19 protein-coding genes and 2 pseudogenes are annotated in these 20,171 nt (G+C 74.0%); 9 read left to right on the top strand and 12 right to left on the bottom strand.

Annotated features, from left to right (window positions below):
• Nucleotides 1-3: 3 nt before the first annotated feature.
• From Sdagh_RS33690 to Sdagh_RS33670, 5 genes are all read right to left on the bottom strand, one after another.
• Nucleotides 4-816: a lysophospholipid acyltransferase family protein gene (locus tag Sdagh_RS33690; RefSeq protein WP_189413947.1), complete on the bottom strand. Its 813-nt coding sequence runs from the start codon at nucleotides 814-816 to the stop codon at nucleotides 4-6.
• A complete protein-coding gene (locus Sdagh_RS33685) occupies nucleotides 813-1,589 on the bottom strand; it encodes a GNAT family N-acetyltransferase (RefSeq protein WP_189413945.1) in 777 nt (258 codons plus the stop codon). Before Sdagh_RS33685 ends, Sdagh_RS33690 begins: the two co-directional genes overlap by 4 nt.
• A 274-nt stretch (nucleotides 1,590-1,863) precedes the next feature.
• Nucleotides 1,864-2,613: a succinate dehydrogenase/fumarate reductase iron-sulfur subunit gene (locus Sdagh_RS33680; protein ID WP_190010657.1), complete on the bottom strand. Its 750-nt coding sequence runs from the start codon at nucleotides 2,611-2,613 to the stop codon at nucleotides 1,864-1,866.
• A complete protein-coding gene (locus tag Sdagh_RS33675) occupies nucleotides 2,610-4,559 on the bottom strand; it encodes a fumarate reductase/succinate dehydrogenase flavoprotein subunit (protein ID WP_189413942.1) in 1,950 nt (649 codons plus the stop codon). Before Sdagh_RS33675 ends, Sdagh_RS33680 begins: the two co-directional genes overlap by 4 nt.
• Nucleotides 4,560-4,561: 2 nt before the next feature.
• Nucleotides 4,562-5,233: a succinate dehydrogenase gene (locus Sdagh_RS33670; protein ID WP_189413940.1), complete on the bottom strand. Its 672-nt coding sequence runs from the start codon at nucleotides 5,231-5,233 to the stop codon at nucleotides 4,562-4,564.
• Nucleotides 5,234-5,353: 120 nt separating this feature from the next.
• On the opposite strand from Sdagh_RS33670, the gene Sdagh_RS33665 reads away from it, so the two are divergent.
• Nucleotides 5,354-6,238 carry a LysR family transcriptional regulator gene (locus Sdagh_RS33665; RefSeq protein ID WP_189413938.1) on the top strand — a complete coding sequence of 295 codons (885 nt, stop codon included), beginning with the start codon at nucleotides 5,354-5,356 and terminating at the stop codon, nucleotides 6,236-6,238.
• Between the two features lie 156 nt (nucleotides 6,239-6,394).
• Here the strand turns inward: Sdagh_RS33665 and Sdagh_RS33660 are convergent, their stop codons facing one another.
• The 3 genes and pseudogenes from Sdagh_RS33660 to Sdagh_RS33650 all read right to left on the bottom strand — a co-directional run.
• A complete protein-coding gene (locus Sdagh_RS33660; protein WP_190076430.1) occupies nucleotides 6,395-8,542 on the bottom strand; it encodes a putative bifunctional diguanylate cyclase/phosphodiesterase in 2,148 nt (715 codons plus the stop codon).
• Nucleotides 8,539-9,351 (bottom strand): SAM-dependent methyltransferase, encoded by an 813-nt coding sequence (locus tag Sdagh_RS33655; protein ID WP_189414371.1) that lies wholly within the window; start codon nucleotides 9,349-9,351, stop codon nucleotides 8,539-8,541. The genes Sdagh_RS33660 and Sdagh_RS33655 overlap by 4 nt, the downstream gene beginning before the upstream one ends.
• Before the next feature lie 201 nt (nucleotides 9,352-9,552).
• Nucleotides 9,553-10,468 (bottom strand): annotated as a pseudogene (locus tag Sdagh_RS33650) (SCO0930 family lipoprotein); the annotation flags it as partial.
• Between the two features lie 730 nt (nucleotides 10,469-11,198).
• Here Sdagh_RS33650 and Sdagh_RS36590 point away from each other — a divergent pair.
• The 3 genes from Sdagh_RS36590 (at nucleotide 11,199) to Sdagh_RS33640 (ending at nucleotide 12,886) form a co-directional block, all read left to right on the top strand.
• On the top strand, nucleotides 11,199-11,330 hold the full coding sequence (locus Sdagh_RS36590) for a hypothetical protein (RefSeq protein ID WP_264201207.1): 132 nt from the start codon (nucleotides 11,199-11,201) through the stop codon (nucleotides 11,328-11,330).
• A gap of 16 nt (nucleotides 11,331-11,346) precedes the next feature.
• Entirely contained in the window at nucleotides 11,347-12,111 is a 765-nt protein-coding gene (locus Sdagh_RS33645) for a bestrophin-like domain (protein ID WP_189413935.1), read from the top strand.
• A gap of 178 nt (nucleotides 12,112-12,289) precedes the next feature.
• Entirely contained in the window at nucleotides 12,290-12,886 is a 597-nt protein-coding gene (locus tag Sdagh_RS33640) for a hypothetical protein (RefSeq protein WP_189413933.1), read from the top strand.
• A 113-nt stretch (nucleotides 12,887-12,999) separates the two neighbouring features.
• Here Sdagh_RS33640 and Sdagh_RS33635 read toward each other — a convergent pair whose 3' ends face one another.
• On the bottom strand, nucleotides 13,000-13,485 hold the full coding sequence (locus Sdagh_RS33635) for a hypothetical protein (RefSeq protein ID WP_189413931.1): 486 nt from the start codon (nucleotides 13,483-13,485) through the stop codon (nucleotides 13,000-13,002).
• Nucleotides 13,486-13,818: 333 nt separating this feature from the next.
• On the opposite strand from Sdagh_RS33635, the gene Sdagh_RS33630 reads away from it, so the two are divergent.
• Nucleotides 13,819-14,484, top strand: coding sequence for a class F sortase (locus Sdagh_RS33630; protein ID WP_189413929.1), 666 nt, complete (start codon nucleotides 13,819-13,821; stop codon nucleotides 14,482-14,484).
• A gap of 31 nt (nucleotides 14,485-14,515) precedes the next feature.
• On the opposite strand, the gene Sdagh_RS33625 is transcribed toward Sdagh_RS33630, so the two are convergent.
• Complete coding sequence (locus tag Sdagh_RS33625; RefSeq protein WP_189413927.1) at nucleotides 14,516-15,358, bottom strand: polysaccharide deacetylase family protein; 843 nt, start codon at nucleotides 15,356-15,358, stop codon at nucleotides 14,516-14,518.
• A 150-nt stretch (nucleotides 15,359-15,508) separates the two neighbouring features.
• Between Sdagh_RS33625 and Sdagh_RS33620 the strand changes: the two genes are divergently transcribed.
• Nucleotides 15,509-15,979 (top strand): universal stress protein, encoded by a 471-nt coding sequence (locus tag Sdagh_RS33620; protein WP_189413926.1) that lies wholly within the window; start codon nucleotides 15,509-15,511, stop codon nucleotides 15,977-15,979.
• A 30-nt stretch (nucleotides 15,980-16,009) separates the two neighbouring features.
• On the opposite strand, the gene Sdagh_RS33615 is transcribed toward Sdagh_RS33620, so the two are convergent.
• On the bottom strand, nucleotides 16,010-17,053 hold the full coding sequence (locus tag Sdagh_RS33615; protein ID WP_189413924.1) for a CapA family protein: 1,044 nt from the start codon (nucleotides 17,051-17,053) through the stop codon (nucleotides 16,010-16,012).
• 228 nt (nucleotides 17,054-17,281) lie between these two features.
• Between Sdagh_RS33615 and Sdagh_RS33610 the strand changes: the two genes are divergently transcribed.
• From Sdagh_RS33610 to Sdagh_RS33600, 3 genes and pseudogenes are all read left to right on the top strand, one after another.
• On the top strand, nucleotides 17,282-17,830 hold the full coding sequence (locus Sdagh_RS33610; protein ID WP_190010664.1) for a sigma-70 family RNA polymerase sigma factor: 549 nt from the start codon (nucleotides 17,282-17,284) through the stop codon (nucleotides 17,828-17,830).
• 142 nt (nucleotides 17,831-17,972) lie between these two features.
• The gene (locus Sdagh_RS33605; protein WP_189413920.1) at nucleotides 17,973-18,476 is read left to right on the top strand and encodes a hypothetical protein; all 504 of its coding nucleotides are present in this window, start codon (nucleotides 17,973-17,975) and stop codon (nucleotides 18,474-18,476) included.
• Nucleotides 18,477-18,578: 102 nt separating this feature from the next.
• Nucleotides 18,579-19,225, top strand: a pseudogene (locus Sdagh_RS33600) (zf-HC2 domain-containing protein).
• A gap of 11 nt (nucleotides 19,226-19,236) precedes the next feature.
• Here Sdagh_RS33600 and Sdagh_RS33595 read toward each other — a convergent pair.
• On the bottom strand, nucleotides 19,237-20,100 hold the full coding sequence (locus Sdagh_RS33595; protein WP_189413919.1) for an Fpg/Nei family DNA glycosylase: 864 nt from the start codon (nucleotides 20,098-20,100) through the stop codon (nucleotides 19,237-19,239).
• Nucleotides 20,101-20,171: the final 71 nt, after the last annotated feature.

Below are 20,171 nucleotides of genomic sequence, written 5' to 3'. Positions count from 1 at the left end.
ACGTCACAAATGGCACGTACTTTTCGAGCGTGCTTTCTCCCGGTGACCGTCCCCGCCCTGGGCGGCGCGGGCGAGGCGGCGGCGGTCCTGGTGGGCGCCGGCGGACACGGCCGGCACCACCCGCACCTCGGCCAGCAGGCCGCGCGCCGACACCACCCGCCAGACCGAGGCGAGCAGGGTGTCCTGCCCGACGAAGGCGGGCGTGGTGCTCACCGCGCGCCCGTCCGCCAGATAGCGGACGCGCACCGGCTGAACCGGCGCGCCCGCGTCCAGCGCGGCCTGGAAGACGGCCCGGCGGTACGGCCCGCGCGCCCGCCCGCACCAGGTGCTGCCCTCGGGGAAGACGGCGACCGCGGCGCCGGCGCGCAGCTCGGCCGCGATGCGGGCGACCGTGCCGGGCAGCGCCCGCAGCCGGTCCCGTTCGATGAACAGCACCCCGCCGCGGGCGGCGAGCCGGCCGGCCACCGGCCAGCCGCGGATCTCGGTCTTGGCCACCATCCGCGCCGGGCGCACGGCGGCCAGCAGCGGGACGTCCAGCCAGGAGACGTGGTCGGCGACCAGGAGCAGTCCCCCGGTGGCCGGGGCGGCCCCGGTGATCCGGACCCGGACACCGGCGGCCCGTACGATCCACCGGCACCAGCGGCGCACCAGCGCGGCCGGCATCCGCCCGCCCAGCGGCGTCAGCGCGATCCCGGCCAGCAGCAGGACCGTCACGGCCGTCAGCCGCAGGACGGCCAGGGGCAGGGCCGCCGCGGTCCGCGTCCGGTCCACGCAGCCCTCCGGGGTGCAGGGCGCGGCGGGCAGCCAGACGCTCACCGGGCGGCGGGCACGAGCGAGAGGAAGTGCCGCAGGTAGCGGGGGTCGACCCGGTTCATGGGCAGCAGCACGTACAGGTCGGCGACGCCGAAGTCGGGGTCGTGCGCGGGCTCACCGCAGACCCAGGCGCCGAGCCGGAGGTAACCGCGCAGCAGGGCCGGCAGTCCGGTGCGCGCGGCCGGCGTGCCGGGGCGCGGGACCCACGGCAGCAGGGGCCGCACCCGGTACTCCTCGGGCGCCAGGTGCCGGTCCCGTACGCGCTCCCAGGTGGCGGAGGCGAGGGCGCCGCCGTCGGCGAGCGGGACCGAGCAGCAGCCGGCCAGCCACTCGTGGCCGCGGTCGGTCATGTAGCGGGCGATGCCGGCCCAGATGAGCCCGATGACGGCGCCGTCGCGGTGGTCGGGGTGCACGCAGGAGCGGCCCACCTCGACCAGGTCCGGGCGGACCGGGTCCAGCGCGGTGAGGTCGAACTCGCTCTCCGCGTACAGCCGTCCGGCGATCGCGGCCCGCTCGGGCGGCAGCAGCCGGTAGGTGCCGACGACCTGCCCGGTGGTCTCCTCGCGCACCAGCAGGTGGTCGCAGTAGGCGTCGAAGGCGTCGGCGTCCAGTCCCGGCCGGGGCCCGGACAGCAGGGCGCCCATCTCTCCCGCGAAGACCTCGTGCCGCAGGCGCTGCGCGGCCCGGACCTCCTCCTCCTCACGGGCGAGGGAGACGGTGTAGCGGACGGGTGCCGGGGGCTGCGGGCGTCGGTCGACGGTCAGTACACCGCTCATGGCTGCTCTCCTGGTCAGGGGCCGGGCTCGCCTCTGTTCTCCCGACCCCGGCTGTCCTGCGCATGACCAACGCCGGGAGAGCGGATGTGCGGTCGCTGAATGCCAGGGGCGCGTGCGAAACGGGACCGGGAGGAGCACCTCTCCCGGTCCCGCCCGTCCGCACCTGTCCGGCGAACGTCCTGGTGGGTCGCGGCCAGGGCCTGTCGTTCGGATCACGCCGCGGACGCGGGGAAGACGCAGCCGCTTCCCCGCGACCTGATCAAAACGACGGACCCTAGCGCTTGCCCGCCTTCCGGGTGGCCCGCAACCACTCCTTGTTCATGCTGGTGATGGACATGAGCGGAATGCCCTTGGGGCAGGCGGTCGCGCACTCGCCCGTCAGCGTGCACCCGCCGAACCCCTCGGCGTCCATCTGCCCCACCATGTCCAGCACCCGCGTCTCCCGCTCGGGCGCTCCCTGGGGCAGGACGTTCAGATGGTTGACCTTGGCGGACGTGAACAGCATCGCCGCTCCGTTGGGGCAGGCCGCCACGCACGCCCCGCACCCGATGCACTCCGCGTGCTCGAACGCGAAGTCCGCGTCCGCCTTCGGGACCGGCGTGGCATGGGCCTCGGGCGCCGCACCGGTGGGGGCGGTGATGTAGCCACCGGCCTGGATGATCCGGTCGAAGGCGGACCGGTCGACGACCAGGTCCTTCACGACCGGGAACGCCGACGCCCGCCACGGTTCGATGTCGATGGTGTCGCCGTCCCGGAACGACCGCATGTGCAGCTGGCAGGTGGTCGTCCGCTCCGGCCCGTGCGCGTCGCCGTTGATGACGAGCGAGCACGCGCCGCAGATGCCCTCGCGGCAGTCGTGGTCGAAGGCGACCGGGTCCTCGCCCTTGAGGATCAGCTCCTCGTTGAGGGTGTCGAGCATCTCGAGGAAGGACATGTCCGGCGAGATCCCGTCCACCTCGTAGGTGGACATGGCGCCTTCGGCGGCGGCGTTCTTCTGGCGCCAGACGCGCAGGGTGAGCCTCATGCGTAGCTCCGCTGGGTGGGGTGGACGTACTCGAAGACCAGGTCTTCCTTGTGCAGGACGGGAGCCTCGCCGGTACCGGTGAACTCCCAGGCGGCGGCGTAGGAGAACTCCTCGTCCTTGCGGGCGGCCTCGCCGTCCGGGGTCTGGGACTCCTCGCGGAAGTGGCCGCCGCAGGACTCGGAGCGGTGCAGCGCGTCGAGGCACATCAGCTCGGCCAGTTCCAGGTAGTCGACGATGCGGTTGGCCTTCTCCAGCGACTGGTTGAACTCCTCGCCGGTGCCGGGGACCTTGATCCGGCGCCAGAACTCCTCGCGGATCTGCGGGATGCGCTCCAGGGCCTTGCGCAGACCGGAGTCGGTGCGGGCCATGCCGCAGAACTCCCACATCAGCTCGCCGAGTTCGCGGTGGAAGGAGTCGGGGGTGCGGTCGCCGTCGACGGACAGCAGCAGGTTGAGCCGGTCCTGGGTCTCGGCCAGCACCTCCTGCACCACCGGGTGGTCGTCGCCGACCTCGTCCTTGTGGGGGTTGCGGGCGAGGTAGTCGTTGATGGTGGCCGGCAGCACGAAGTAGCCGTCGGCCAGGCCCTGCATCAGCGCGGAGGCGCCGAGCCGGTTGGCGCCGTGGTCGGAGAAGTTGGCCTCGCCGATCGCGAACAGGCCGGGGACGGTGGTCTGGAGGTCGTAGTCGACCCAGAGGCCGCCCATCGTGTAGTGCACCGCGGGGTAGATCCGCATCGGGACCTCGTACGGGTCCTCGTCGGTGATCCGCTGGTACATGTCGAAGAGGTTGCCGTACTTGGCCTCGACCGCCTCGCGGCCCATCCGCTGGATGGCGTCGGCGAAGTCCAGGTACACGCCCTGGCCGCCGGGTCCGACGCCCCGGCCCTCGTCGCAGACGTTCTTCGCGGCGCGGGAGGCGATGTCACGGGGGACGAGGTTGCCGAAGGACGGGTAGATGCGCTCCAGGTAGTAGTCGCGCTCGTCCTCGGGGATCCGGTTCGGCGGGCGGTCGTCGCCCTTGGCCCTGGGCACCCAGATCCGGCCGTCGTTGCGCAGCGACTCGCTCATCAGCGTCAGCTTGGACTGGTGGTCGCCGGTGCGCGGGATGCAGGTGGGGTGGATCTGCGTGAAGCAGGGGTTGGCGAAGTACGCGCCGCGCCGGTGCGCCCGCCAGACGGCGGTCGCGTTGGAGTTCATGGCGTTGGTCGACAGGTAGAAGACGTTGCCGTAGCCGCCGCTGGCCAGGACCACCGCGTCCGCGTAGTACGTGTCGATCCGCCCGGTGATCAGGTCCCGGGCGACGATGCCACGGGCCCGCCCGTCGACGACGATCACGTCGAGCATCTCGGTACGGGGGTGCAGCTCGATGTTGCCGGCCGCGACCTGGCGGCTGAGCGCCTGGTAGGCGCCGAGCAGGAGCTGCTGGCCCGTCTGGCCGCGGGCGTAGAAGGTGCGGGAGACCTGGACGCCGCCGAAGGAGCGGGTGTCGAGCAGGCCGCCGTACTCGCGGGCGAAGGGGACGCCCTGCGCCACGCACTGGTCGATGATCTCGACGCTGATCTGGGCGAGCCGGTGCACGTTGGACTCGCGGGCCCGGAAGTCGCCGCCCTTGACCGTGTCGTAGAAGAGGCGGTGTACCGAGTCGCCGTCGTTGCGGTAGTTCTTCGCCGCGTTGATGCCTCCCTGCGCGGCGATGGAGTGGGCGCGGCGCGGGGAGTCCTGGTAGCAGAACTGGACGACGTGGTAGCCCTGTTCGGCGAGGGTGGCACCGGCGGAGCCGCCGGCGAGGCCGGTGCCCACGACGATCACCGTGTGCTTGCGCCGGTTGGCGGGGTTGACGAGCTTGGCCTCGAAGCGGCGCTTGTCCCAGCGCTCGTTGATCGGGCCCTCGGGGGCCTTGGCGTCGACGACCGGGGCACCGGTCGTGTAGTCGGCGTAGGAAGTCATGTTCAGCTCACCACTCCGGTCATGACGCCCACGGGGACGGCGATGAAACCGGCCGTGAGCAGCAGCGCGAGGACGTTGGCGACGGTCTTCAGGGCGCGGTCGCGGCTGCGGCTGCCGGCGCCGAGGGTCTGGGCGGCGCTCCAGAAGCCGTGCTGGATGTGCAGGCCGAGGGCGAGCATCGCGACGATGTAGACGGTGTTGCCGTACCAGGTGGAGAAGGTGTCCACGACGTTCTGGTAGGGCTTGCCCGACTCGAAGCCGCCCGCGTGCACGGTGCCGGTGGTCAGGTCCAGGATGTGCCAGACGATGAACAGACCGAGGATGACCCCGCCCCAGCGCATGGTGCGGGTGGCGTAACCGGCCCGCCGGCGCCGGTGCGCGTACGGGGTGGGCCGTGCCTTGATGTCGCGGCGGCTGAGCTGGTACGCGGAGGTGGCGTGGGCGACGACGGCGACGACCAGCACCACACGGACGACCCACAGGGTCCACTCGTAGTGCATGAACGGCTCGCCCACGGTGCGCAGCCAGTGGGCGTAGTGGTTGAACTCCTCCGTGCCGAAGAAGATCTTCAGATTGCCGATCATGTGGACGACCAGGTACAGCAGCATGATCAGTCCGCTGACCGCCATCACGGCCTTCTTGCCGACGGTGGAGTCCCACACGGTGCGTGCCATGGACGGCCGTCGGTCCGTCCGCGTTGCCAGAGCCATGTCACCAGACGCTAGGGCCGGACGGCCCCATCGGTCCAAGACATGGTGAGCCTCGTTTCGATAGGGAGAGCCTATGATGGCGGGGTGCAGTTCCATCAGCTCCAGTACTTCGTGGCGGTCGCCGAGACCCGGCACTTCACCCGGGCCGCCGACCTGGTCCATGTCTCCCAGCCGTCGCTGTCGCAGCAGGTCAAGGCATTGGAGCGGGAGCTGGGCGCGGACCTCTTCCAGCGGGCGCGGGGCAACATCACGCTGACCGACGCCGGGGAGGCGCTGCTGCCGCTGGCCCGGCGCATCCTGGCCGACGCGGACACGGCGCGGCACGAGGTGCAGGAGCTGGCGCAGCTGCGCGGCGGCCGGGTCCGGCTGGGCGCGACGCCGAGCCTGTGCACCGGCTTGCTGCCGGATGTGCTGCGCGCGTTCCACGACCGCTACCCCGGCATCCGGCTGCTGATCGAGGAGGGCGGCAGCCATGACCTGGTACGGGAGCTGGCGCGCGGGGCGCTCGATCTCGCGCTCGTCGTCCTGCCGCTGCCGAGCCCGTCGCCGGCGCTGACCACGGTGGAACTGCTGCGGGAGGACCTGGTGGTGGTGTCGTCACCGGAGGAGCCGCGGCCCGGGGGCGGGCGGCGCGCGGTGGACATCGGCGACCTGGAGGGCGAGCGCCTGGTCATGTTCCGGCACGGCTACGACCTGCGGGAGCTGACGGTGGCGGCGTGCCGCTCCGCGGGGTTCGAGCCGGGTTTCGCGGTGGAGGGCGGTGAGATGGACGCGGTTCTCGGCTTCGTCCGGGCGGGGCTCGGGGTAGCGGTCGTGCCCCGGATGGTGGCGGCCCGGTCGGGGCGCGGGCTGCGGGTGACGCCGCTGGCCCGGCCGGGCCTGCACCGTACGATCGCCCTGGCCCACCGCAGCGATGTGGCTCCTCCCCGGGCCGCGCGGGAGCTCCAGCGGATGCTGCTGGAACGGTGACCCCCTCGTCGCCGGGCGCGGGTATGTCCCCAGGGGCGTGGGGACCTGCGCGACCAGCCACGACGAGACCCGCGCGTCCCGTCGCAGGGTGCGGGTTGCGTCGTGGTCGCTGGCGCGGTTCCCCGCGCCCCTGAGGGCGTGCCCGCGTCCGGGGGATCAGCCTGTCGTGTCCACCAGGGCCAGCTCGTGGAGGCGGTCCGGCGGCCCCGGACGGGCGTAGTACCAGCCCTGCGCCGTGTCGCAGCCCAGGACGCGGAGCTGTTCCGCCTGCGCGCCGGTCTCCACGCCCTCCACGGTGACCGCGAGGTCCAGGCCGTGGGCGAGGGAGACGATGCCCTCGACGATCCTGAGGTCGACCGGGTCGGCCGGGAACTGCTGCATGCTCTGGGTGAAGGAACGGTCCAGCTTGAGCACGCTCACCGGCAGGCGGCGCAGGTTGGCGAGGTTGGAGTAGCCCGTGCCGAAGTCGTCCAGGGCGATGTCGACGCCCATCTCGGCCAGCCTCCGCAGCGGCTTGAGCAGATCGTCGTCGGCGCCGATCAGGGCGGACTCCGTCACCTCCAGGCAGAGCGCGTCCGGGGTGACGCCCGCCCGTTCCAGGATGTCGACCGTGTCCTGGACCAGCCCGGGATGGGTGAGCTGGCAGGGCGAGAGGTTGACGTTGATGCGCAGCGGGTCCGCGCCGTCGCCGTACCGCTCCCGCCAGGCGCGGGCCTGCCGCACCGACTGCTCCAGCACCCAGCGGCCGAGCGGCACGATCAGACCGGTGTGCTCGGCGAGCGGGATGAACCGGTCCGGGCCGAGGACGCCGTGCTGCGGATGCAGCCAGCGCACCAGCGCCTCCGCGCCGCGCACGCTGCCGTCGCCGAGGTGGACCAGCGGCTGGTACTCGATGAAGAACTCGCCGCGCTCCAGCGCCGCCGGCAGCGCGGTGGTCAGCCCGTGCCGGGTGATGGCGCGGGCGTCGGCCTCCGGGTCGGCCAGCTCGTAGCGGTTGCCGCCGGCCGACTTGGCCCGGTACATGGTGATGTCGGCGCTGCGCAGCACCTCCGCCGCGCTGCGCTCGCCCGCCGGTCCCTCGACGATGCCGATGGAGCCGCGCACGGTCAGCTCCCGGCCGTCGACGCTGACCGGCGCGAGCAGCGCGTTCATGATGCGCTCGGCCAGTTCGTCCACCTCCTGGGCGGTGTCCGGCCCGGTGGTGAGCGCCACGAACTCGTCGCCGCCGAGCCGGGCGACCATCTCGCCGGGCGCGGTGGCGCAGCCCTGGAGCCGGTCGGCGACCTCGACGAGGAGCCGGTCGCCGGCCGCGTGCCCGAGGCTGTCGTTGACGGTCTTGAAACCGTCCAGGTCGAGGTAGCACAGGCCGAAGCGCTGGCCCTCGCCGGCGCCGAGAGCCTTCTCCAGGCGTTCGAAGAAGAAGCTGCGGTTGGGCAGGCCGGTGAGCGCGTCGTGGGTGGCCTCGTAGCGCAGCCGCAGGTTGAGCAGCCGGCGCTCGGTGGTGTCCTCCATGAGGGCGAGCTGGTACTGCGGGTCGCCGTCGGCGTCGCGCAGCAGGGAGACGGTCAGGTTGGTCCACAGGACGGTGCCGTCGGGCCGGTAGAACGCCTTCTCCAGGTGGTAGTGCTCGCGCTCGCCGCGCACCAGCTCGTCGTAGAGCCGCCAGGTCTGGGGGGCGTCGTCGGGGTGGGTCCACTCCCGGACGTTGCCCCGGCGCATGGCCTGGTCGGTGAGGCCGAACATGCGTGTGAGCGCCTCGTTGACCTGGAGGATGTTGCCGTCGAGGTCGGCGATGCCGATGCCTATGGCGGCGCCCTCGAAGACCGCGCGGAAGCGGGCCTCGCTGGCGTGCAGCGCGGCGGCGACCACGCCCTGGGCCTTCAGCGCGGCCTGGGCGATGGCCTCCTGCTCGGCCAGGGTGCGCTCGCGCAGCGTCTGCGCGAAGCCGGCCGCCATGGCGTGCTGCATCCGCGCCGACCGGGCCCGCAGGTCCTCCTGGTCGCCGCCCTCGCCGCAGTACAGCACCAGATAGGCGTCGACGCAGTCCAGGGTGCGGCTGAGCGCCTCGGGGTCGGTGCAGTGGGCGTCGACGAGGGCCGCGCCGACCTCCTTGGCCGCCTCCGCGTCGAAGGCGCGGGCACGCAGCACCTCGCTCAGCCGGCGGGCCAGCGGCAGCAGTTCGGCCTCGAACTCGGGGCGGGTGGACGAGGTCGTGGTGACCGGGAAGACGGCCCGGCTCCAGATCGTCGCGAACCGGCGGAGTCTGTCCTCCGGCCCGTCCGGCCCGTCGGGCTGCGCGGTCACGCGGTACGCCCCACGCCCGCGAAACCGGAGAAGGCGTAGGGGTCCTCGTCCTCCGGCGCCGACTCGGGCCGCCAGCACGCCATCGGCACCAGTCCGGGTTCCACCATGTCGTACCCCTCGAAGAACCGCGCGATCTCCTCGCGCGTGCGCATGATCAGCGGTTTGCGGATGTCTTTGTACACCTCGACCGCGCCCTTGGCCCGCTCGGGGGGCAGCGGCATTCCCTCGTACGCGGCGTGGGAGAGGACGAGCATGCTGCCGGGCGCGAGCGCGCTCGTCAGCTCGGCCACCGCCGTGTACGGGTCGTCCCGGTCCTCCACGAAGTGCAGTATGGCAACGAGCAGGAGGGCCACCGGCCGATTCAGGTCGATCAGCCGCTCCACCTGCTCGCTCGCGAGGATGTCGCGCGGTGTGAGCAGGTCGGCGGCAACGATGTCGACGTGCTCGTCGCCGTCCAGGACGGCCTGGCTGTGTGCGACCGCCACCGGGTCGTGGTCGACGTAGACCACGCGGGCGTCGGGCCGGACCCGGCGGACCACCTCGTGGACGCTGCCGAAGGCGGGGATGCCGGAGCCGATGTCGAGGAACTGGGTGATGCCGGCACCGGCCGCGTGGCGCACGGCGCGGCGCATGAACGCCCGGCCGGCCTGCATGATCTTCGGCAGCCCCGGGACGGACCGCATGGCCCGGCGGGCCGCTTCCCGGTCGACCTCGAAGTTGTGCGAACCGCCCAGGTAGAAGTCGTGGATCCGGGACACGCTGGGCACCGTGATGTCGATGCTGCGCGGCGCCCAGGCGGGACGCTCCATCTGGCTCTCCAAGGCTGAAGGCGATCCGGTGTTCGAGCAGAGGCTACTGATCGCCCGCCAAAGGAGCGAGCGGAAACGGAAATTGACCATCCGTTCCCGGTCACGTCCCGGCGGCACGTGCCACGCGCACCGGGCGCACGAGGGGCCGCCCCCTCCGCGCGCGAGCGGAGGGGGCGGCCCGGTGCGCCGCCGCTGCTTCCTGACCGGCTTCCCGTCGGGGCCGACGGCGTACCAGGTGCCGCCCACGCCCTGGCCATGGGGGTCGCCGGGCGCCTTGTCCCCGGCGAAGGTGCGGATCGGCCAGCAGTCGATGGTCTGCCGGGCCGCGCCGTCCGGCCCGGTGAAGCTCATCAGGCCCTTCTTCTCGGCACCCCTGGTGTCGTTCGCCTCCACAGGGACGACGACCGGCCATTTCTCGAGACACGCGCCGGTGCACGCGCACACCGGCTCGGGCCACGCCTCGTCCGTCAGGAAGCGGCAGACCGTCATGCCGTTGCCGTCACGACGATCTCGCCCGGCCGGGGGTCCTCGCGGGTGGCCAGGCCGGGACGGTCCGTGCCCGCCTCCGTGCCGTCGGCGGCCAGCGCGAACCACCTGCCGTTCACGCCCTGCCCGTTGACGTCACCGGCGGCGCTGTCCCTGGTGCAGCGGTACGCCGGCCAGCCGCCGACGGTGAGCTGCTTGGTGCCGTCGGCGCGGATGACCTCGCCGAGCAGGTCCTCGTCGACGCCCTCGCCCGCGAGGGCGTCGGCCGCGGGCACCGGCGGCCAGGCGGTGGCGCACTCCGCCTTGCAGGTCGCCTCGGGCGGTTTCGCGGTGTCCGTGTCGAAGCGGTACAGGGTGCGGCCCGCGCCGTCGGTCACCAGCGCGCCGAGTTCGTCGTCCGCGGTGACGGAGAGCTTGCCGGCGACGGCGGCCGGGCTCGCCGACCGCGCGTCCCCGGCGCCGGTGCCGAGCCCCTGGTCCGCGCCGGCGTCACCGATCTCGCCGGGCCGGGCCGTGGCGCCCACGTTCTGGCTGCCGCCGACGGCGCCGCGGTCCTGACCGCACGCCGTCGTCAGCACCAGCACCACCGCGGCGCCCGTCACGAGTGAGGCGTTCGCCACGAGGTCCTCATCGTCGACCTCACCAACTCCCCCTCCTTCCAGGGTGGTCGCGGAGGGGGATCGCTCCGCCGCACGGCAGGGGGTACGGACGGGGCGTACGGCGGTGTTCAACACGGCCGGTGTTTTCTTCCCCGGCCGTACGCAAGTACGAGTCCGACGAACAGGTGTACGAATGCCGTACCTCCTTCGGAGCAATCCCCCGGCACCGGGGCACGTCACGGCCCCGCGCCTTCGATGATTCGCCACGTGCATGGACCCGAACCGACCCGATCCGCCACCGCAGGACGGGCGTTGGCCCTGGTGACGCTGGTGTTCGCCGCCGCCGGCGCACCGGCGGCCCCGGCGGTCGCGGACGCGTGCGCGTACGTGTCGAACGGCCCGGACGGCCTCACGGCCGCGGCGGTCACCGGACGGGGCACCTGGCCCACGTTCCCGCCCTGCCCGCCGCCCAGCCCGACCCCGACGCCGACACCCACGCCCCCGGAACCGCCCGAGCCGCCGCCGTCGAAGCCCCCGGCCCCGCCCACTCCCCCGCCCTCCCGGACCCCGGCGCCCCCGCCGGCCCGGCCCACGCCCGAGCCCGAACCGCCCGCGCCGCCGCGCCCGGCGCCCCCGCGGCCGACCCGGACGCCGGCCGCTGTGCCGAGCGTCACCCCGGCGCCCGAGCCGCCACCCCCCTCCGCACCCCCCTCCGCACCCCCCTCCTCGTCCGCTCCGGCGCCGAGTCCGTCCCTGACCCCGGTGCGCTATCCGCGCCACCGTGCCGCGGCGCCCCGGCCGCGGACCCCGCGCGGTGCCATGTCGCCGCTCGTCTTCGTCCTGCTCATCACGCTCCCCGCGCTGGTCGCCGTCGTAGCGCTGCGCCCGCGCTGATCCCTGGAGGCCCCCCTTGCCGGAATGGCTTGTTCTCACCCTCGCGATGCTGGCCGCCTGCGCCGTCGTGGTCGTCATCACCTTCGTCCGGCACCGCAGGGCGGCCGAGGACGAGGACATCACCGAGACGCCGGACGTCATCGAGTACATGACCATGTGGATCGGTGTGGTGTACGCCATCGTCCTGGGTCTCGCCATCGCGGGCGTCTGGGAGGCGCGCAGCGCGGCCCAGGACCACGTGCAGGCGGAGGCGGTGGCGCTGCACGAGGTCTCGGAGCGGGTCCGGGTCTACCCGCCGCAGATCCGCGACCGGATTCGGGACGATGTCAATGCCTATGTCGGACACGTCGTCACCGAGGAGTGGCCGGCCATGGCCGAGACCGGTGACATCACCGAGCGGGGCACGGTGCTCCTGGACCGGGTCCGCGCGGACGTGACCGACTACGAGCCGAAGTCCGACTTCGAGGCGCAGGCCTACCAGCCGCTCCTGGACCAGGTGACCGCCGCCGACCAGGCCAGGGTCGCGCGGGCGGAGTCGACCGGGTCGACCATGCCCGGTGTGGTCTGGTTCGGGCTGATCATCGGAGGGGTCGTCACCATCGGCATGGTCTTCGCCCTCCAGATCCGACGCACGGCACGGGAACTGGTGCTGGCCGGGCTGTTCTCCGCGCTGATCGCCTTCCTCCTCTTCCTCATCTGGGACTTCGACGATCCCTACGGCCGGGGCTTCGGGGCGTCCACCAGCCCGTACCTGGCGCTCTTCCCGGGCATCGCGTCCTGACGCCGGGCCGGGGGACGGCACCGGCGCCGTCCCCCGGGCGGCCCACAGCCTTGCCCCATTCGCGCGACAGCGATCGCGTCCCTCCGCGCGCCTTCCTAGCGTTTCGGACATCGAGGTGCATGTCCCACGCGAACGGAAACAGGTCCGCGGCTGCTCCTCGGGACCCGGAGGAACTTCCATGCGCGCGATACCCGTCGCTTCGGCCGCACTGCTGGGCGCCTGCGCCCTCACGTCCTGTGTCCCGGTCGCCGGCGCGGCCGGGCAGGGCGGCGGCTCCGCCCCGTTCGGTTTCGCCGTCCGGCCCTCCACGATCGCGCCGGGCGGCGAGGTCACCCTGGAGGTCGACCGCGAGGGCGGCGGCTGCAAGGGCCCCGCGACGGTCTCCGCGCCGGTCTTCGACCCGGTCACCATCCACCCCGGGCACACCTCGGCCCGGGCGGTGGTCGACTGGGACGCCAAGCCGGGCGCGGTCCACCAGGTGCTGTTCCGCTGCGACGGGGCGACCGGGACGGCGAGCCTGACCATCGCCGGCGGGGTGCCGACCCAGTCGCCCACTCCGCCGCCCAGCACCATCGCCCCGCCACCGCCCCCGCCGGAGCACCCCGGCCACGGCGAGCACCCCGGGCATCCGCAGAAGGGCGTGCACGCCGGTGAGGGCGGCACCGCGGCCGGCTTCGGCCTGCGGAACATCGGACTGGGGGCCGCGCTCGTCGTCGGCTCGGTCGGTGCCGCGTACCACTTCTCCCGCCGCCGCTCCGGCACGGACGGCCCCTGACGGAGAGGCACCCGCGGACGGGACAGGACGTGGCCCCGGCTCCTCGTCAGGAGCCGGGGCCACGTCCTGTCCCGTCCTTGTGCGGCGCCCGCCCCCCGAAGGCGGGGCGCCGGTCAGGCGCGCCGCTCGGCCCGGCGGCGCATCCAGAACACGCCGCCGCCGGCCACGGCCGCGGCGACCAGCCCGCCGCCGATCGCGATGTCGGTCGGGGTGGCGCCGCTGGAGTTGCTGCCGCCGAGACCGCCCCGGACACCGCCGATGACGGTGAAGGCGGCCGGCCTGGTCAGCGTCCGGCCCGAGCAGTTGACGGTGATGTCGTACGAGCCGGGGCGGGCGTCGCTGTTGATGGTGGCGACCCCCTTGGAGGTCTCGTTGGCGCCCCGGACCGGGGTGAGGTGGGTGGTCGGGAAGGCGCGCGAGGTCATCGTGCCGCCGTGCGGGCAGCCGTCGACCGTGACGGTCATCTGCCCGCCGCGGGCGATGACGCTGGGCAGGGCCACGATGTTGCTCGGCGTGTCCCACGCGGCGGCCGTGGGAGCGGCGAGCCCGAGGACGGCGACGGCGGCGCCTGCGGCCGCCAGGGCACGGGAGTTACGCATGTGATCCTCCGCGGAAGACGCCCCGGGACCCGTCCCCGGTCGATCGGCGAGAAAGCGCCTCCCGGAGAAACCCTCAGTTGGCGCGGCGGCGACCGCATTTCGGCAATGGTCCGTCCTGGTGAGGGCGTTCACCGCGCCGGTACCACGGCGGCGGACGTCACCGCAGGTCACGGCCGGTCAAAACGTTCCCGTACCCCGTTCCCCGGATGGCGCACCGGCGGGCCGCGCGGCCACCCGTTCGCTTCCGCCCCGTCGCCGCGCCGCCGGGCGGCACTTAGCGTTTCCGGTATGCGCGACTGACACGGCGACGGCTGTGTCGAGAGGGGATGTCGAATGTCTGCGTCGGAACTGGCCGAAGAGGAGGAGCGGCACCGGAAGCGCGCTCCGTGGGGTGTCATAGCGCTCGTTCTGCTGACCGGCCTCGCGCTCATTCGCAATGGTTCGGGGGAATTCGACGCGGGTCCGCCGCAGCCGGCGTCGGCGGCGGCCTCCGAGGCCCGTCCCGCGGGGGAGGGCGCCCTGCCCAAGGCCCTCGCGCCGCTGCCGTACGCGGTTCCGGCCCGGGTGCGCGTCCCCGCGATCCAGGTGGACGCGCCGATGACACCGGTGGGGCTGGACGCGGACGGCTGGGTGGGCGCGCCGCCGCCCGAGGACCCCAATCTGGCGGGCTGGTTCACCGGCGCGGTCTCCCCCGGCGAGAAGGGCACCGCGGTCGTCGTCGGCCATGTCGACAACAAGCAGGGCCCGGCGGTGTTCTACGGGCTCGGCGCCCTGAAGCAGGGGAACAAGGTGGAGATCGCCCGGGAGGACGGGAAGACCGCGGTGTTCGAGATCTACGCCGTCGAGGTCTTCGAGAAGGACGATTTCCCCGGCGACCGGGTGTACGCCTCCAAGGGAAGTCCCGAACTGCGGGTCATCACCTGTGGCGGCGGATTCACGAAGCAGAACGGCTACGCGGGGAACGTGGTCGCCTTCGCCCGCCTGACCGAGGTCCGCTGACCCGGCTTCCGGCCGGGCGGGCGACGCTTCCTCAGGCGGGCCGCCGCCCGGGGACGGTGAGGTGGTAACCGGAGTCCAGCAGGGAGGGCAGGTAGGAGCGCAGGGCGCGCACGCTCTGCGAACGGTCGCCCCCGGCGTCGTGCGAGAGCACCACGACGCCGGGGGCGGCGCCGTCCTCGACCCGCTCGACGATGGTGCCGGCGCCGGGGGTGGTCCAGTCCAGGGTGTCGACGGTCCAGGCGAGGGGTTCCATGCCGAGTTCGGCGCCGAGCTGGAAGGCGGCGCGGTTCCAGGCCCCGTACGGCGCCCGGAACCAGCGCGGCGGCTCACCGACGGCCCGGTCGATCACCTCGCCGGTGCGCTCCATCTCGGCGCGGATCTCCCGCCGGCCGAGGCGGGTGAGCAGCGGGTGGGACCAGGTGTGGTTGCCGACGACATGTCCGTCGTCGGCCATCCGGGCCAGCAGCTCCCGGTTCTCGACGGCCATCTCGCCGCACACGAAGAACATCGCCCGCACCCGGTACTCGGCGAGGGTGTCGAGGATGTCGGGGGTGTAGCGGGGGTCGGGTCCGTCGTCGAAGGTGAGCACCATGGTCCGGCCGCGCCCGGGCATCTCCAGCAGGGGTGCCTGCCGGACCGGGGTGCGGACCGGGGCGGCGGCGGGCGGGCCGTATCCGGTCAGGGGGCGCAGGCGGTAGGCGGAGGGCCGGAGCGCGCCGCGCGCCCGGGGGCCGGGGGCGGGGGCGGGGGCGGCCGGGCGGGCCGGACCGGTCCCGGTGACCGCCCCGAGGACCCCGGCGGTCCCGGCCGCCGCGACGGCGGCGGCGCCGGCGAGCAGGGCCCCGCGCCGCGTGAGCAACTGATCCGTCTTCATGACTCATCAGTCGCCCGGCCACCGGCCGACGCACCAGTACGGCACCGGGGCGGCGGCACGAATCCACCCGCCCGGCCCAGCACACCCGCCGCGTGCCCCGCCGCGGCGGCACGCGTCGGGGGCGTGCGCCCCGTCCGATAGCCTCGCCGCGTGACGGAACCGGAACAGCAGCATTCCCATCAGTTCGAACGGGGCACGGACGGGCCCAGGGTCATCCTGGTCGGCGTCGACGGGTCGGACTCCTCGTTCCGCGCCGCGGCCTACGCCGGTGGCCTGGCCCGGCGGCAGCACGCACTGCTCGCCGTGGTGTACGTGCAGCCGATGCTGGTGGCGGGGGCGTCGCTGGGGGCGCCGGTCGCGGAGACGACCGACGAGGTCGCGGAGGACCTGGTCGCCCACATCCGGGAGGCGACCGAGCGGGTGAAGGGGATATTCGAGGTGCGCTGGGAGTTCCACACCTTCCGCGGCGATCCCTTCAACGGGCTGCGGAAGGCGGCCGACGATCTGAAGGCGGACGCGGTGGTGGTGGGCGCCTCCGAGCAGGCGGGGCATCGCTTCGTGGGGTCGGTGGCGATCCGGCTGGTGAAGGCGGGGCGCTGGCCCGTGACCGTGGTGCCGTGACCCCCCGGGAGGTGCGTGGTCCCCCAGGGATCACTCCCCCATGGCGAGCCCGTCCGCGGCGGCGCCCCGGGCGAGCACCACGTCCCGGACGCGGTCGCGCACGGCGCGCACCTCGGCGCCCTGCGCGAGCGCCCGGTTGAGGTTCACCACCCGTCCGGCGTCGATGTCGTAGAGCTGGGGGACGAACTCGGCCCGGGTGACCTCCCAGCGTCCGCCGGGCCGGGCGGGCGGGGCGAAGGTGAAGCGGCCGAGGGTGGACTGGTGGGCGCGCGGGTCGGCGGCCCCTCGGTCGTTGGTCGTCTCACCGGCGATCTGGTCGCCCAGGCCGTAGAGCACCCAGGTGCCGTTGACCTTCTCGTACGGCTGCGGGACGTGCGCGCGGGTGCCGAGGACCAGGTCGATGTCGGGGCGCCCCGCCGTGCGGGCGGCGGTGAGCGCGCCGGCCAGGGCCCGCTGCCCCGCGTCGGGTTCCTCCTGCCAGGGGGTGCCCCAGCGCAGGGAGACCACGACGACGTCGGCGCCGGCCTCCCGGGCGGCCCGCGCGTCGGCGAGGACGCGCCGTGCGTCGAGGGCGCCGGAACAGGCGAGGTGGGCGACATCGGCGGGGCCGGCCCGCAGGACGGTGACCGTGCGGGCCTCCTCCTCGGTGCGGGCGGCCCCGGCGTGCCGTACGCCGGCCCGGTCGAGGGCGTCGAGGGTGGGGGCGGAGGCGGTGGATGCGGTGGAGCAGCCGTCGTATCCGGTGGCGGCGAGGCCCTCGGCCATCTCGGGCGGGAACGCGGCGCCGTCCCCGGTCTCCAGGTGGCACAGGGCGAGGTCCGCGCGGGAGACGACGGGGGCGATGCCGGCCAGCATCGGGCGGAAGTCGAGTCCCGTGCCGCCCGCGTCGAAGCGGGCCCGCTCGACGACCGAGCCGTGCGGCAGGACGTCCCCGGAGGCGACCAGGGTGAAGGCGCCGGTGTCCGGGGCGGGACGGCCGGCCGGGGGCGGCTCGTGGCCGTGGGCCTGGCAGGCCGCGCCCGCGGCGAGGACGACGGTGAGGGCCAGGGCCACCTGTCGGCTGCGTGTGATCATCCGTTCACCCCGGTGTGGTCACGCACGGATAAAAATCAGATTTACACACAAAGAGGTAAGGAGATCCCGTGCGGTTCGCGCGGCTCCGACACGCCCCTTAGCCCGTCCGGCGGGCACTCCGGGCGGGACGGACCGTTCACCGAACCGTTCACCGACGCGATCGACCGTCCGCCGCAGACCTGTGCGCCCGCCCTGTCCCCGGGCCGCACCCTGCGATGCCATACGGCCATGACGGCCGGAACCACCCTCACCCACGGGACGACGACCGCCGAGCACGAGCTCGCCGCCCTCCAGCGCGAGCACGGCCGGCCGCTCTTCGGGCTGCTGCTGCGGCTGAGCGACGGCGACCGGCAGCGCGCCGAGGACCTGTTGCAGGAGACCCTGGTCCGGGCCTGGCAGCACCCCGAGGCCCTGCGCGCCGGCGACTTCGCCTCCGTACGGCCCTGGCTGCTGACCGTGGCCCGGCGGCTGGCGATCGACGCGCGGCGGGCCCGGCAGGCCCGCCCGCCCGAGATCGGCGACGCGGCCCTGGAGAACGCGCCGGTCTGCGCGGACCACGCCGAGCGGGCCGCCGCCGCCCTCGATGTGCGCGAGGCTGTGAAGACACTCACTCCGGAGCACCGTGAAGTCCTGGTGCTGGTGTACTTCCAGGGGGCGAGTGTGGCGGAAGCGGCGAAGGCCCTGGGCATACCGGCGGGTACCGTGAAGTCCCGGGCGTTCTACGCGCTTCGCGCCCTGCGCCGGGTGCTGCCGGATTACGCCACCGACCTGCGATGAAACCGGACGCCGGGTCAAGCCTCCGTAAAGCGCCTTGCCGTGGACCCCGGTTGGGTAATCGGCTGTCCTCATCCGTGTTCCGGACGGGACCCCGGCGGGGTCCGGGTGGGGCGACGCACGCACCGGAGGAAGGCAGGAAGGGATGCTGCACAGAGGTCACGAGAGCACGGACGGCGGCGGAGACGGACTGAGCGTCCCCATGGCCTGGCTGTACGCCGAGTACGTCGCCGACGAGCTGCTGCGCGGCGGCGATCTGATGCCGCCGACGTCCTTCGAGTTCCGCGCGGGGCGCTACGCACTGGCGCTGACCGTCTTCCTGTCCGACACCGACGGCCAGCTCTGCGGTGTCGAGGTCGTCTCCCGGCTGGAGACCTGGCTCTCCCTCACGGCGTACGACCAGCCGTGGCGGGAGTGGGTGCGCGAGCGGCTCGCCGAGACCGCCGGCCGCTCCGGTGACGCGGACCCCGACCTCGCGCTGGCCCGGGCGGCCTGGCGCTGGCTCCAGGACACCGAACTGCTCGCTCCCGACCTGAACTCGGTCCCGGGCGGCGCCCCGGGGACGGGCGAGGACGAGGGGCCCAAGGTGTGGACACCGGCGTGGCAGCTGGGGCTGCCGCTGGGGCATCTCGCCATTCACCTGTTCTGACGCCCCCGGTGCCCGCCGCGGGTGACGTGGAGTGGTTCGGCGGCGCGCTCCGTACGGGTGGGGCAAGGAAGCACGGCCCGTCCGACGGTACGAGGACGCGGCATGAGGTCCCTGGAGAGGCATCGCCACGCGGGCGCCTACGCGCTCGGCGTGCTGGACGAGCGGGACGCGTTCCGCTTCGAGGACCACCCACGGGGTGCCCCCGGTGCACGGCCGCGGTGAGCGCATTCGGGCCGGTCACCCGGCAGTTGGGGCTGTACCGCAGGGCGGCCCCGCCGGTCGTGCGCCCGTTCGCCTCGGTGGGGCCCCGGCTCCTCGGGCGGCTTCCGGCCGAGGTGGCGGCGCGGCGCCGGGCCGCCCGGCGCGGGCCGCGGTGCGCCACGGCGGCGGCGCTGGTGTGCGCCGTGGCCGTGCCGGGCGCCGCGGTCGTCGCCGCGCGCGGCGCGGAGACGGTACGGGTCGCCGCGGCCGACGCCCGGTCGGGGGTGCGGGCGCGGGTGACCGCGACGGACCGGCCCTGGGGCAGCGGCGTCGAACTGGAGGTCAGGGACGGCGCGGGGCCCCGCTCCTGCCGGCTGGTCGCGGTCGGCCGGGACGGCTCCGAGGCGGCCGTCGCCGCCTGGCGCTCCCCGCAGGGCGGCGGGCCCACCACCGTGCGCGGCGGCGCGGCCCCGCGGCCGTCCGGGACCGCCCGCTGCGAGGTGCGGACGTCGGGCGGGGAGCGGCTGGTCGTCCTGTCCGCCCGGTAGGCCACCGGGAGTCACTTCAGCAGCCGGGACAGCCTCCGGTCCGCCAGCGGCTTCCCGCCGGTCTGGCAGGTCGGGCAGTACTGGAGCGAGGAGTCGCTGAAGGAGACCTCGCGGATGGTGTCGCCGCACACCGGACAGGGCTCGCCGGTACGGCCGTGGACGCGCAGGCCGCTCTTCTTCTCGGCCTTCAGCCGGCCGGCCGCCACGCCCCGGGAGCGCTCGACGGCCTCGGTGAGCGTGTCCCGCAGCGCCGTGTGGAGCCGGGTCAGCTCCTCGGGGGTGAGCGACGCGGCCAGCTTGAAGGGGGACATCCTCGCGGCGTGCAGGATCTCGTCGCTGTAGGCGTTGCCCACGCCCGCGATCAGGCTCTGGTCGCGCAGGGCGCCCTTGAGCTGCCGCCGCTCGCCGGCGAGGAGGGCGGCCAGGCGGGCCTCGTCGAAGTCGCCGGCGAGCGGGTCCGGGCCGAGCCGGGCGACTCCCGGCACCTCGGCCGGGTCGTGGACGACGTACACCGCGAGCCGTTTCTGCGTGCCCGCCTCCGTCAGGTCGAAGCCGGCGCCGGTCTCCAGGGCGACCCGCAGCGCGAGGGGTCCCTTGCCGGGGCGGGGCACGCCGTCGGGCAGGCGGTCCTTCCAGTGCAGCCAGCCGGCCCGGGCCAGGTGGGTCACCAGATGCGGGCCGCCGTCGGTCGCCACGTCGAGGAACTTGCCGTGCCGGCGCACGGCCGTGGCCTGGCGGCCCTGAAGGGCGGTGAGCGGCGGGTCGTACGTCTTCAGGACGCTGACGGCCACGGGCAGGACCCGCACGATCTCGCGGCCGACGAGGTGCTCGGCCAGGAACTCTCGGAGCGCCTCTACCTCGGGCAGTTCGGGCATGTGTCCAGGGTGCCACCGGCGCCGGGCGGCGGCACCGGGGAACGCGGGGACGTCGGGTGCGCCCAGGGGGC

Origin of the sequence: Streptomyces daghestanicus (genome assembly GCF_020521275.1) — a bacterium.
GTDB lineage: Bacteria > Actinomycetota > Actinomycetes > Streptomycetales > Streptomycetaceae > Streptomyces > Streptomyces griseoviridis.
The sequence above is the reverse complement of the archived record's forward strand: the minus strand, read 5'-3'. Positions and strand labels throughout refer to the sequence as shown.

Excerpts from the sequence above, each read along its gene's own strand:
- Sdagh_RS33675 (WP_189413942.1), bottom strand. The coding sequence starts at position 4,559 with ATGACTTCCTACGCCGACTACACGACCGGTGCCCCGGTCGTCGACGCC.
- Sdagh_RS33640 (WP_189413933.1), top strand. The coding sequence starts at position 12,290 with ATGCGCGCGATACCCGTCGCTTCGGCCGCACTGCTGGGCGCCTGCGCC.
- Sdagh_RS33635 (WP_189413931.1), bottom strand. The coding sequence starts at position 13,485 with ATGCGTAACTCCCGTGCCCTGGCGGCCGCAGGCGCCGCCGTCGCCGTC.
- Sdagh_RS33670 (WP_189413940.1), bottom strand. The coding sequence starts at position 5,233 with ATGGCACGCACCGTGTGGGACTCCACCGTCGGCAAGAAGGCCGTGATG.
- Sdagh_RS33630 (WP_189413929.1), top strand. The coding sequence starts at position 13,819 with ATGTCTGCGTCGGAACTGGCCGAAGAGGAGGAGCGGCACCGGAAGCGC.
- Sdagh_RS33605 (WP_189413920.1), top strand. The coding sequence starts at position 17,973 with ATGCTGCACAGAGGTCACGAGAGCACGGACGGCGGCGGAGACGGACTG.
- Sdagh_RS33680 (WP_190010657.1), bottom strand. The coding sequence starts at position 2,613 with ATGAGGCTCACCCTGCGCGTCTGGCGCCAGAAGAACGCCGCCGCCGAA.
- Sdagh_RS33615 (WP_189413924.1), bottom strand. The coding sequence starts at position 17,053 with ATGATCACACGCAGCCGACAGGTGGCCCTGGCCCTCACCGTCGTCCTC.
- Sdagh_RS33685 (WP_189413945.1), bottom strand. The coding sequence starts at position 1,589 with ATGAGCGGTGTACTGACCGTCGACCGACGCCCGCAGCCCCCGGCACCC.
- Sdagh_RS33610 (WP_190010664.1), top strand. The coding sequence starts at position 17,282 with ATGACGGCCGGAACCACCCTCACCCACGGGACGACGACCGCCGAGCAC.
- Sdagh_RS33595 (WP_189413919.1), bottom strand. The coding sequence starts at position 20,100 with ATGCCCGAACTGCCCGAGGTAGAGGCGCTCCGAGAGTTCCTGGCCGAG.
- Sdagh_RS33655 (WP_189414371.1), bottom strand. The coding sequence starts at position 9,351 with ATGGAGCGTCCCGCCTGGGCGCCGCGCAGCATCGACATCACGGTGCCC.
- Sdagh_RS33625 (WP_189413927.1), bottom strand. The coding sequence starts at position 15,358 with ATGAAGACGGATCAGTTGCTCACGCGGCGCGGGGCCCTGCTCGCCGGC.